Source organism: Aeromonas sp. DNP9, from assembly GCF_001728955.1.
In the GTDB taxonomy this organism is placed as follows: Bacteria; Pseudomonadota; Gammaproteobacteria; order Enterobacterales; family Aeromonadaceae; genus Aeromonas; species Aeromonas veronii.
Window position 1 is genome coordinate 68,973 of the sequence record NZ_LYSQ01000005.1, and the last position, 11,937, is coordinate 80,909.

Genomic DNA, 11,937 nt, shown 5'->3' on the forward strand with positions numbered 1-11,937 from the left:
ATTCCTTCACACTAGGTTGAGTTTTATTGTTTTATAAATTGCCCGCCGCCGAAGTGGCGGGCGGGTAAATTACAGGAAGCTGGTACCGTACGCCAGTTTCGGCAGGCCATGGTAAGCCGCGATGCTCTGGCCGATATCGGCAAAGGTCTCGCGACGACCGACGGAGCCGGCCTTGACCGGCTTGCCGAAGAACAGCACCGGAATGTATTCGCGGGTGTGGTCGGTGCCACCCCAGGTCGGGTCGCAGCCGTGGTCGGCAGTCAGCACCACCACGTCGCCATCTTGCAGCAGCTCAAACAGCTCCGGCAGGCGGGAATCGAAATACTCCAGCGCACCGGCATAACCGGCAACATCACGGCGGTGGCCGTAGGAGGAGTCGAAGTCCACAAAGTTGGTGAAGACGATGGTGTTGTCACCGGCCGCTTTCACCTCTTCCAGCGTGCGATCCCACAGCTCGGTCAGACCGGTCCCTTTCACCTGCTTGGTGATGCCCTGCTGGGCATAGATGTCGGCGATCTTGCCGATGGAGACCACCTGACCACCCGCATCTTTCATGTAATCCAGCACGGTCGGCGCCGGCGGCAGCACTGAGTAGTCGTGACGGTTGCCGGTACGCTTGAAGTTGCCCTTGCCACTGCCCACGAACGGACGCGCAATCACGCGGCCGATGTTGTAGGGCTCCAGCAGCTCGCGCACGATGTGGCACAGCTCATAGAGCTTCTCGAGGCCGTAGGTCTCTTCGTGGCAGGCAATCTGGAACACGGAGTCGGCAGAGGTGTAGAGGATCGGCTTGCCGGTGCGCATGTGCTCTTCGCCCAGATCGTCCAGCACCTGGGTACCGGAAGCGTGGCAGTTACCGAGATAACCCGGCAGACCGGCCTTCTCGACGATGGCGTCCAGCAGCTCCTGCGGGAAGCTGTTGTGGTGATCCTTGAAGTAGCCCCACTCGAACAGTACGGGCACACCGGCGATCTCCCAGTGACCGGACGGGGTATCCTTGCCGGAGGAGAGCTCCTGAGCAAAGCCGTAAGCACCGACCACCTCGATATCTTTCTTCAGCCCTTCCGGGAAGTAGCCGGAGGCCTGCTCGCAGGCGTGGCCCAGACCCAGCTTGTTGAGGTTCGGCAGATTGAGGGCGCCACGGCCTTCAATTTCACCTGCCGCACACGCCTTGGCGATATGGCCAAGGGTGTTGGCGCCCACATCTCCGAACTTGTCGGCGTCGGCAGCAGCGCCAATACCGAAAGAGTCCATCATCAGAATAAAGGTACGTTTCATGGGTCTTCCCCTTGTTACAAATCGGCCAGGGTGATACGGCGGTACACTTCAGGCAGTGCCTCCGGCCGCTCGCCACCAATCCGGACAGCCGCCTGCACCATGCTGGCAGCCTGAGCATATTGCTCTTCAGTCTGAGCGTGGATCATCGCGATCGGCTTGTCAGCATCAACGCTTTGACCCAGGCGGATAAAGTCGGTCAGACCGACTGCATAATCAAGTTTGTCACCGGCAGCGCGGCGACCACCGCCCATCGCCACCACGGCCAGCCCCAGCTCGCGGGTATCCATGGCGGTCACGAAGCCGCTGTTGGCCGCGAAGACCGGGCGCACGATGGCGGCTTTGGGCAGGTAAGCGTCGTAACGCTCCATAAAATCGGCCGGGCCACCGAGACCAGTCACCATGCGACCGAAGATCTCGGCCGCCTTGCCGTTATCCAACACCGCCTGCAGCTTGGCACGGGCATCGCGCTCGTCGCTGGCAAGACCGGCGGAGATCAGCATCTCGGCACACAGCGCCATGGTCACTTCGTGGATCCGCGGGTTGCGATATTCACCGGTCAGGTAGCGCACAGCTTCTCGCACTTCCACCGCGTTACCGGCGCTGGAGGCCAGCACCTGGTTCATATCGGTCAAGAGCGCAGAGGTGCGGCAACCGGCACCGTTGGCCACGGCCACAATGCTCTTGGCCAGCTCTTCAGACGCTTCGAAGGTCGGCATAAAGGCGCCGGAGCCCACTTTCACATCCATCACCAGCGCTTCCAGCCCGGAGGCAAGCTTCTTGGAGAGAATGGAGCCGGTGATCATGGCGATGGATTCGACGGTGGCAGTGATGTCACGTACTGCATAGATACGCTTGTCAGCCGGGGCGAGATCGCCGGTCTGACCGATGATGGCGACCCCCGCCTCTTTCACCACTTTCAGGAAATGATCGTTGTCGACCGAGGTCTGGTAGCCGGGAATGGCGTCCAGTTTGTCGAGGGTGCCGCCGGTGTGGCCCAGACCACGGCCGGAGATCATCGGCACGAAACCGCCGCAGGCAGCGACCATCGGGCCAAGCATCAGGGAGACAACATCACCCACCCCGCCGGTGGAGTGCTTGTCGACAATCGGGCCACCCAGATTGAGGTGATCCCAGGTCAATACCATGCCGGAGTCGCGCATGGCGCAGGTCAGGGCAACCCGCTCATCCATGGTCATGTCTTTGAAGTAGACCGCCATCGCCAGCGCGGCAATCTGCCCCTCACCGATGGTGTTGTTGGTAATGCCCTGAACGAAGAATTGAATTTCTTGGGTACTGAGCGCTTCACCGTTGCGCTTCTTGCGAATAATTTCTTGAGGCAAAAACATCTTTCATTCCCTCCGCCATTGCTGGCGTTACACAAGCCTGAATCCTTGCCCACACACCGCATGGTGGGGGCTAACAGGGCGGACAGCCGTCCGCCCTCTCATCAACCTATTAGTAACCGCTGGTGTTGGCCGGCTTGTCGCCATGCCCCAGAGTGGCCAGCAGACTGGCCAGCAGGCTGGATGCACCAAAGCGGAAGGTACGGGCGGATACCCAGTCGTTGCCGAGGATCTCTTCGGCCATGGCCAGGTACTGACCGGCAACGGTTGCATCTTTCACGCCACCAGCTGGCTTGAAGCCGACTTTCGGATTCTTGGCCTTGATCACTTCCATCATGATGCGGGCAGCGATCGGGGTCGCATTGACCGGCACCTTGCCGGTGGAGGTCTTGATGAAGTCGGCACCGGCATCGATACAGATCTCGGAAGCGCGACGGATCAGCGCCTCTTCTTTCAGCTCGCCGGTTTCGATGATCACTTTCAGCAGCACGTTGGCACCGCAGGCCTCTTTACAGGCTTTGACCAGATCAAAACCGATCTGTTCATTACCAGCCATGAAGGCGCGGTACGGGAACACCACGTCCACTTCGTCAGCACCGTAGGCGACTGCGGCACGGGTTTCGGCTACGGCGATCTCGATGTCGTCGTTGCCGTGCGGGAAGTTGGTCACGGTCGCAATGCGTACGTCGGCAGCGCCGATCTCACGCAGGGTCTTGCGAGCGATAGGGATAAAACGGGGGTAGATGCAGACAGCGGCGGTCAGGCCAGCCGGTGACTTGGCCTTATGGCACAGGTCGATCACCTTCTGATCGGTGTCGTCATCGTTCAGGGTGGTCAGGTCCATCAGGTTCAGGGCGCGCTGAGCGGCCACTTTCAGATCAGTCATTCTGTTCTCCAAAGTCTCGATTTAATCCAGATAACCGGGCACCACCATACCATCCAGTGATGGATGCACAGGCAGTAATCCCCAGCTATACGGGAATGGAATTACAGTGCGAAGGCACCGGCACTATCGGGATGTTATTCAACCCCCCCAGCAGGCACTGCGACTGTAAATAAGGCAAGAGCCCTGTCACTTTCTTACAAAAGTGCGGACTTGGTTCCATGAAGACTTGAGAAAGGCCGACAACATCTGACCCGACTTCCCAATCAATTCCATTTGACCGCCAACACCCGATTTCATCGAGTATTAGTCATTGCCAGCACCCTGCTGGCAACGCCTATTTCAGCCGAGATACCCCCTGTTTGCAAGCCGGATTTGCCAATTTCAGAGGTACCTCACATCTGGCAAATCCAGGTCTAAAAAAGCCTTACGAAAAGAAACGAGTCAGGATCCAGGAGTAGGCCAATCCCCCCAGATAGACCCCGACGATCCCCATTACCCCGGATAAAACGGGAGGTGCCGGGATCGGCAATTTGAGGAAAGAAAACAACAAACCAACTATAAAGCCGGCCACCATCGCCAGTAGCACTTCATTCATATAACCTCCGATTTGACTCATTTTATTATTAGTTTAGATAGGAAAACGGTTGTCACCGCTCCATACGCGAACGCCACGGCAGATGCCGTGGCGTTCGTGTTTATACCCTGTCAGTCAGGCGGCGATTACATGCCGGACAGTGCCAGGAAGAAGCCTGCGATAGTGGCAGACATCAGGTTGGACAGAGAGCCAGCCAGTACGGCTTTCAGACCAAAGCGTGCAATGGTGCCGCGGCGGTTCGGTGCCATGGACCCCAGACCACCCAGCAGGATGGCAACAGAGGAGAGGTTGGCAAAACCACACAGCGCGAAGGAGATGATCGCCTTGGTGTGATCGGACATGGCCACACCGTTGATCAGCACTTCGTCTTTCAGGTACGGAGCGAAGTTCAGGTAAGCCACGAACTCGTTCACTACCAGCTTCTGACCGATGAAGGAACCGGCAACCACTGCTTCATTCCAAGGCACACCGATCAGGAAGGCCAGCGGGGAGAAGATCCAGCCCAGCAGCAGTTCCAGAGAGAGTTGCGGATAACCGAACCAGCCACCCACACCGGAGAAGATGCCGTTGATCATGGCGATCAGACCGATGAAGGCCAGCAGCATGGCGCCGACGTTCAGGGCCAGTTGCATACCGGCAGAAGCGCCAGCAGCAGCAGCGTCAATGACGTTGGCAGGCTTGTCATCCAGCTCGGCATCGGCAGAGCTTTCGTCGTAGTTCGGGGTCTCGGTTTCGGGAACCAGCAGTTTGGCGAACAGCAGACCACCCGGTGCAGCCATGAAGGAGGCAGCAATCAGGTACTCCATCTTCACGCCCATGGAGGCGTAACCGGCCAGTACGGAACCGGCAACGGAAGCCAGACCACCACACATGACGGCGAACAGCTCGGAGTCAGTCATCTTGGAGATGTAGGGACGAACCACCAGCGGCGCTTCGGTCTGACCGACGAAGATGTTGGCAGTTGCGGAGAGGGATTCGGTGCGGGAAGTACCCAGTACTTTCTGCAGGCCGCCGCCCAGCAACTTGATGACCATCTGCATGATGCCCAGGTAGTAGAGCACTGCAATCAGGGAAGAGAAGAAGATGATGACCGGCAGAACACGGAAGGCAAAGACAAAGCCGCCGCCACCGAACACTTCAAACATCTTGTTGCTGACCAGACCGCCAAACAGGAAGTCGATCCCGTTCTGGCCGTAGCTGATCACGCTGGATACCGCGTCGGACACGCCGACCAGGATATCGCGACCAACCGGAACATAGAGAACAAACGCCCCCAGACCGGCTTGAATTGCGAACGCACCGACAACGGTACGGACGTTGATTGCCTTGCGATTGCTGGAGAACAGCACCGCGATAAGGACGAGCGTCGCCATCCCTACCAGACCCATGAACAAATTCATTATTATCTTCCTCTAGTAGCACCTGGCTTGTTAGCGAGTTGTTATAAAACCCAACTAATCAAGGGGAGCGCATTATACTAATTAAAGTCCGATAAAATAGAATGCTGGTCACATTTTATCGTTATCAAAATGTCCAAGTGTCACAAAATTAGACAGCAAACGATTTTTACGCTCATTTTTTTTCCTGACAACTAAATCAGGTGTTGCGGATTTGTTTCATGGCTATTGGTCGTGATGGAAAATATGCCGGGCAGTTTCAAATAACACCTTGGTAACATCCACCGATGATTCCTCCCGCAAGGTCATCAATATTTCCGCTATTTTCGGCAGCGCTTCCGGGGTATTCCGGGTGCCTTGCTCACCTTGTAAGGGCATATCGGGCGAATCGGTTTCCAGCACCAGGGCCTCGAGCGGCATGGCCCGAAATACCTCTCGCGTCTTGTTCGCCCGTTCAAAACTGATTACCCCGCCCACCCCGAGTCGAAAGTCCAGTTGCCAGAAGGCCTCCGCCTGCTGCAACGAACCGCTGAAAGCATGGATCACCCCGCCACGAGGCGGCTTGAAGCAGCGCAACAGCTTGGCCACAGTGTCATTGGCGCGCACCGAGTGGATCATCAGGGGGAGCCCGGCATCTGCAGCCAGCCGGATCTGAGCCTCAAACAGCGCAAGCTGCCCCTCCTGCGGCACGTGAGAACGGAGGTCCAGCCCACACTCGCCTATGGCCACCAGCCCGGCAGGCTGGCTCATTACCAGCGTTCGCAGCCGCTCCATCACCCCCTCCCGCTGTTCACCGGCATACCAGGGATGAATGCCCAGACCGTAAAAGAGGCCGTCATGTTGCTCTGCCAGTGCCATCACACGAGTCCAGTTATCTTCTGCGATGGCAGGAATGATATACTCCGTCACCCCCAATGCCCGACAACGGGCCAGCAGCGCCTCCCTGTCCTGGTCGAACACCGGAAAGTCGAGATGGCAATGGGTATCTATCAGCTGCATATCACTCACACCTGTTTGCGGTATTTAATGGGTCATTGAACATGATGAACAACAGAAACAACGGCTTTACCCTGATTGAACTGGTGCTGGTGATCATAGTGCTGGGGATCCTGGCCGTCACCACCCTGCCCCGCTTTATCAATATCAAGGATGATGCCCTGAAAAGCACGGTCTCGGCGACCGCTGGCAGCTTTGCCAGTGCAGTTCAGCTGGCTCATGCTGGCTGGGCGGTGACAGTGCAGGGACAAGACCTCGCACTGTATAACTTCAGTGGGATGGGCAATAAAGATTTGGATATCAACCACTACGGCTGGCCTGTGGGGACAAAAGAGGATCAGGGTAATCAAGGTGTTGATATTGTTTTCCCCGGAGGCACAAGTGACCAGATATCGGTCAGTAGCCCGGATGACTGCAAACTACTTTTCACTGGATTACTTGATACCAATCAAACCGTTCCTGACCTAGCAGACAAAAATACGGACACAGACTACACCTCTGAGATCATTGCTGCAGATGACCAAATTGACGGGGGGCTACGTCACGATAACTGCCGTTATATTCTTCGCGATTCTATCGGCCGCTTCCCGGATCACCCCAACGGCCTCGGCTTCGAGTACAACAGCGTTACCGGTGCCGTGACCCGCAATTTTGATTGAGCTCAGCCTCTTCTGCGCAAGCTCGCTCTTTGCTTGAATCATCATCATAACGAACCGGCGTACAGCAGCGCCGGTTCTCCTGAGTGAGCCCCCACTCCTCGCACCACGCGTCGTAACGGGCCAGCCAACGTAGCAATACGCCTTTCATCGTCACACCTCCGCCAACAGGTTCAGGTCAAAAAACCATCCTAATCAGTGTCGACAAGGTGAGCAAGTCATCCCCATTATTGCCATCGGACGAGATAAAAAAGAGCCGATCAGCATGGCTGATCGGCTCTTTTATGATGACTCGCAGAGCAGAATGCTCATCGCCTCACAGGCTTTTCAGCTTCTCTTCCGGCAGCGCCAGCTCGTCATTGCGGTTGACGCCGATGCCGCGCTCCAGCACGTGGCGGGCGATGGCATGGGCCTCTTCCAACGAGTGCATGCTGTAAGTGCCGCACTGGTATTCGTTCAGTTCGGGGATCTTGCCCTGCTCCTGCACAGTCAGCACATCGCTCATGGCAGCTTGCCAGGCGGCACCGACACGGGCCTCGTCCGGCGCACCGATCAGGCTCATGTAGAAGCCGGTACGGCAACCCATGGGAGAGATGTCGATGATCTCCACCCCGTTGCCGTTCAGGTGGTCACGCATGAACCCAGCGAACAGGTGCTCCAGCGTATGGATGCCGCGCTCGGAGAGGATCTCTTTGTTCGGTACGCAGAAACGCAGGTCGAACACGGTAATGGTATCTTTGTTCGGGGTCTGCATGGTTTTGGCCACACGCACCGCTGGCGCTTCCATACGGGTGTGGTCAACGGTAAAACTGTCCAATAACGGCATTTCTGACTCCTGATTGGGTTACCAGAACCAGCCCCCGCGGGAGAGCTGATCCTTGCATTGTCGATACTGGGCGCCGTAGCGCTGGGCACGAGCCTCTACCTTGCGGGATGTCTTCATCAGCCATCCCTTGCTACGGTAGCTGCCACGCCGGTAGCCACCCCACCCTTCGTGATAATTGAGATACTGGCCATAGGCATCCCACTTGGAGGTACCATTGAGCCGCTGAGCCTTGTTAGTGTACCAGCCCATGAAATCGATGGCGTCGGCAAAGTCATCGCGATCGCTCCAGCTATTGCCGGTCTCTCGCTGGTAATCAGCCCAGGTCTCGTCTTTCACCTGGGCATAGCCATAAGCCGAACTGGCCCGCCCAGTCGGAATAAAGAGGAAATACTCCATCGGCGGCTGGGCATCGTGTACGAAGGAGGACTCTTGATACATCATGGCCATCACCACATGGATCGGCGTCCCCCACTTCTCGTTCATCTTGAGCGCCGCCTTGTGCCACTCCGGTTTCTCGCGAAAGATCTGGCACAGGTTTTCCGGCTCGGCCGGTGGACGGGTACTACAGGCGGTAAGAAGAGTCAGCAGACCAGCTGCCGCCACGAGGCGTTTCCGGGACATCAGAGCAGAATTTGTTTTGCTCTCCTGAACATAACGAGGCAAAAACAACATCAGATAGCGTCTTCGTTCTCTTCGCCAGTACGGATACGGATAACACGCTCCACCTCGCAAACGAAGATCTTGCCATCACCAATCTTGCCGGTGCGGGCGGTGTTCTGGATCGCTTCCAGACAGGCATCGAGATCCTCGTCCTGCACTACCAGCTCCACCTTCACTTTCGGCAGGAAGTCGACCATATACTCGGCACCGCGATAGAGCTCGGTGTGCCCCTTCTGGCGGCCGAAGCCTTTGACTTCGGATACGGTCATACCGTTGATGCCGATCTCGGCCAGGGCCTCGCGCACATCGTCCAGCTTGAACGGTTTGATGATGGCTTCAATCTTCTTCATGGTGACTCCTTACCAGTTCTGTTTGCCGAACCCGGATGTAATGGGGTAACGGCGATCCTTACCAAAGTTGCGGGCCGTGATGCGGGGCCCGACCGCCGCCTGACGGCGCTTGTATTCGTTGAGATCCACCAGCCGGATCACCTTGCGCACCACCGCTTCCTCGAAGCCCTCCGCCACCATGTCGGCCACAGAGGCATCTTCTTCCACGTAGCGCTTGAGGATGGCATCCAGGATGTCATAGGGCGGCAGGCTGTCCTGATCCACCTGATCTGGTGCCAATTCTGCCGAAGGGGGACGGTCAATGACCCGCTGCGGAATCACATAATCGACGGAATTGCGGTATTCGCACAATTTGAAGACCAGCGTCTTGGGCACATCTTTCAGCACGTCGAAACCGCCAGCCATGTCGCCGTACAGAGTGGCATAGCCGACCGCCATCTCGCTCTTGTTACCGGTGGTCAGCACGATGCGACGACGCTTGTTGGAGAGCGCCATCAACAGCACGCCGCGGCAGCGGGCCTGCAGGTTCTCTTCGGTAGTGTCGCGAGCAGTGCCCTCAAACAGCGGCGCCAGTTGGGCCATAAAGCCTTCGAACATAGGTTCAATGGAAATGATGTTGAATTCCACCCCTATCCGCTCGGCCTGCTCCTTGGCATCCTCCACGCTCATCTGGGCGGTGTAGCGGAACGGCATCATCACCGCCTGCACCTTGTCGGCGCCGATGGCATCGGCCGCGATGGCCAGAGTCAGTGCCGAATCGATGCCGCCGGAGAGGCCCAGCACGGCGCCGTGGAAGCCGTTCTTGGTGACATAGTCGCGCACCGCCAGCACCAGCGCCTGATAGGTCTCGGCCAAGGGTTCCAGCGGCGCGGCGGGTTCCCGCTCTTTCACCGGCTGGCCATCGGCAAAGCACACCAGCGCCAGCTCTTCGGCAAACGGAGCCAGCTTGTGGGTCAGCTCGCCCTGGCTGTTGAACACCTTGGAGCAGCCGTCGAAGATCAGCTCGTCCTGACCACATACCTGATTGAGGTAGACCAGCGGCAGACCCGTCTGATCGCAGCGCTCGGCCATCAGCTCGCGGCGGATCCAGGGTTTTTCCTGATCGTAAGGCGAGGCATTGATAGTGAGTAGCAGCTCGGCCCCCGCAGCCTTGGCGGCCAGCGCAGGCCCCGGCTGCCACAAATCTTCGCAGATGAGCAGCCCCAGTTGGTGACCACGGAACGGCACCACGCAGGTCTCGGTCGCCGCGGTGAAGTAGCGCTTCTCGTCAAATACCCCGTAGTTGGGCAAGTCCTGCTTGAAGTAACGGGCAATCAGCTTGCCCTGCTCATACAGTGAAGCCGCGTTGTAGAGCGCCTCCCCTTCACGCCAAGGATGCCCCACCAAAATGGCACAGTTGCCCTGCCATTCGGCAACACGAGCCAACGCGGCTTCGACCCGCATCATCAGATCGGCGCGCAGCAGCAGATCTTCCGGTGGATAGCCGGTCAGGGCCAGCTCGGAGCAGACCAGCAGATCGGCACCTTGCTGTTCGGCTTGAGCTGCCGCAGCGAGCACTTTGTCAGTGTTATCTTCGATGGCGCCTACCGTCAGATTCAACTGGGCAAGCATCAGAGAGAGGGCTTTTGCCATGGCGATGCATCTTGAATTCGAAAATGATGGGGAATGATAAAGAAAAGGGGGGCAATCTGCCAGTTCAAGACGGGCGTAACCGTGTGACAGCAACCAGCGGGAAGGATAAGCTGTAAGCAGTCATGGAACGACAGGCCTTCGCAGATATGAAAAACGCCGGATTTACCCTGATGGAGTTGATGATAGCCATTGCGCTGGGCGTCATTCTCTTGGGGATTGGTATTCCTTCCCTCTCTAACCTGCTTGGCAGCAATAATTTGGCGACCCAGGAAAAAAGCCTTCTCAACCACTTAAACTATGCCAGACAACAGGCTATCTCCAACCAGCAAACGGTTACTCTCTGCCTGACCACTATCAATAATTCTGTAGAAGAGTGCGTTACTGCCAATCAAAATGGAGCGACCCGGCAGATCGCTTTTATCGATACTAATAGCGATCAGAAGCTCAATGGCAGCGAAACAACTCTGACGGCAAGTCCCGAGTTTCCTGCAGAACTGGCCATTTCTGCAGATGCACAGGCGCTGCGCTTCACCCCAGATGGCACCATTACGTCTGACAGCGAGGTCACCTTTTCACTCTGTGTAAGCGGCGAAAAGGGCGTTCAGATTGAAGTTATGCCTGCCGGGCGTGCCCATAGCCAGGCAAGTGGTGCTGTATGTCCATGACCTGCGTTAACTACCGCGAAACACACACGAGCACAAAAGGATCCATTTCAATCCAGTAGCTATGCTTAGAGTCTCCTTTGAACAAGGACTCATACGCTATGGCACGAAATGGATTTACCCTGCTTGAGTTTTTAATATCTGCAAGCCTGACAACCATCCTGCTGACCTTGGGACTGCCGTCATTGGCAAATCTGCTGATATCTACCGACAGCGACATCTACACAAGAAACCTGCAGGACCACCTGATCTTCGGCCAACGGCAAGCCATCACACAGCAGCAACCCGTCACAGCATGTCTTGCCATGCCTGTCAGAAACTCCACAAAAGAAGGCTGTGTACTCGCAAATCAAACCGGCGCCCAGCGCATGCTTGTCTTTATCGACACCAATCAGGATCGCCAATTCGATATTGCAAGTGGCGATATCTTGTTATCAGCAACAGAACCCTTTCTTGAAAAACATACCGTGACGGCCAATCGACAATTTGTGCGATTTAGTCCAGATGGCACTGCGATTGGCACCAACATGACACTCCGGTTTTGTATCGACCAAGTACCCCGAGTCGATATCATCGTTTCCCCATCTGGCAGAAGCAGAAGCGAAAAAAAGGGGCTGAGTTGTTCCTAGCCCCTTTACCCTACTCAATAACCAACG

The 11,937-nt window shown here is 56.8% G+C and carries 14 protein-coding genes; 3 read left to right on the forward strand and 11 right to left on the reverse strand.

Annotated elements, in window-relative coordinates:
- Positions 1-69: 69 nt before the first annotated feature.
- The 6 genes from A9G06_RS04660 to A9G06_RS04685 form a co-directional block, all read right to left on the reverse strand.
- Positions 70-1,278 (reverse strand): phosphopentomutase, encoded by a 1,209-nt coding sequence (locus tag A9G06_RS04660; protein ID WP_069554430.1) that lies wholly within the window; start codon positions 1,276-1,278, stop codon positions 70-72.
- Between the two features lie 14 nt (positions 1,279-1,292).
- Positions 1,293-2,624: a thymidine phosphorylase gene (gene deoA / locus A9G06_RS04665; RefSeq protein ID WP_069554431.1), complete on the reverse strand. Its 1,332-nt coding sequence runs from the start codon at positions 2,622-2,624 to the stop codon at positions 1,293-1,295.
- A 109-nt stretch (positions 2,625-2,733) separates the two neighbouring features.
- A complete protein-coding gene (gene deoC, locus A9G06_RS04670; protein ID WP_069554432.1) occupies positions 2,734-3,507 on the reverse strand; it encodes a deoxyribose-phosphate aldolase in 774 nt (257 codons plus the stop codon).
- Positions 3,508-3,931: 424 nt separating this feature from the next.
- Positions 3,932-4,102, reverse strand: coding sequence for a XapX domain-containing protein (locus A9G06_RS04675; RefSeq protein ID WP_005340467.1), 171 nt, complete (start codon positions 4,100-4,102; stop codon positions 3,932-3,934).
- 125 nt (positions 4,103-4,227) lie between these two features.
- Positions 4,228-5,502, reverse strand: coding sequence for a NupC/NupG family nucleoside CNT transporter (locus A9G06_RS04680; protein WP_019445565.1), 1,275 nt, complete (start codon positions 5,500-5,502; stop codon positions 4,228-4,230).
- Positions 5,503-5,724: 222 nt separating this feature from the next.
- Positions 5,725-6,498: a TatD family hydrolase gene (locus A9G06_RS04685; RefSeq protein ID WP_069554433.1), complete on the reverse strand. Its 774-nt coding sequence runs from the start codon at positions 6,496-6,498 to the stop codon at positions 5,725-5,727.
- Between the two features lie 41 nt (positions 6,499-6,539).
- Here A9G06_RS04685 and tppF point away from each other — a divergent pair, with 41 nt between their 5' ends.
- Positions 6,540-7,154: a type IVa pilus pseudopilin TppF gene (tppF, locus tag A9G06_RS04690; RefSeq protein ID WP_069554434.1), complete on the forward strand. Its 615-nt coding sequence runs from the start codon at positions 6,540-6,542 to the stop codon at positions 7,152-7,154.
- On the opposite strand, the gene A9G06_RS22545 is transcribed toward tppF, so the two are convergent.
- The 5 genes from A9G06_RS22545 to A9G06_RS04710 all read right to left on the reverse strand — a co-directional run bounded on the left by A9G06_RS22545 (position 7,123) and on the right by A9G06_RS04710 (position 10,619).
- Entirely contained in the window at positions 7,123-7,302 is a 180-nt protein-coding gene (locus A9G06_RS22545; protein WP_075113932.1) for a DUF5363 family protein, read from the reverse strand. The genes tppF and A9G06_RS22545 overlap by 32 nt on opposite strands.
- Positions 7,303-7,467: 165 nt before the next feature.
- Positions 7,468-7,977, reverse strand: coding sequence for an S-ribosylhomocysteine lyase (gene luxS / locus A9G06_RS04695; RefSeq protein WP_069554435.1), 510 nt, complete (start codon positions 7,975-7,977; stop codon positions 7,468-7,470).
- An 18-nt stretch (positions 7,978-7,995) separates the two neighbouring features.
- A complete protein-coding gene (locus tag A9G06_RS04700; RefSeq protein WP_069554436.1) occupies positions 7,996-8,598 on the reverse strand; it encodes a transglycosylase SLT domain-containing protein in 603 nt (200 codons plus the stop codon).
- 50 nt (positions 8,599-8,648) lie between these two features.
- Entirely contained in the window at positions 8,649-8,987 is a 339-nt protein-coding gene (glnB, locus tag A9G06_RS04705; protein WP_005308848.1) for a nitrogen regulatory protein P-II, read from the reverse strand.
- Positions 8,988-8,996: 9 nt separating this feature from the next.
- Positions 8,997-10,619 carry an NAD+ synthase gene (locus A9G06_RS04710; RefSeq protein WP_069554437.1) on the reverse strand — a complete coding sequence of 541 codons (1,623 nt, stop codon included), beginning with the start codon at positions 10,617-10,619 and terminating at the stop codon, positions 8,997-8,999.
- A 122-nt stretch (positions 10,620-10,741) separates the two neighbouring features.
- Between A9G06_RS04710 and A9G06_RS04715 the strand changes: the two genes are divergently transcribed.
- Together A9G06_RS04715 and A9G06_RS04720 are read left to right on the forward strand one after the other, a co-directional pair.
- Entirely contained in the window at positions 10,742-11,284 is a 543-nt protein-coding gene (locus A9G06_RS04715; protein WP_253182308.1) for a GspH/FimT family pseudopilin, read from the forward strand.
- Between the two features lie 98 nt (positions 11,285-11,382).
- Entirely contained in the window at positions 11,383-11,910 is a 528-nt protein-coding gene (locus A9G06_RS04720; RefSeq protein ID WP_069554438.1) for a GspH/FimT family protein, read from the forward strand.
- The last annotated feature ends 27 nt before the right edge of the window (positions 11,911-11,937 follow it).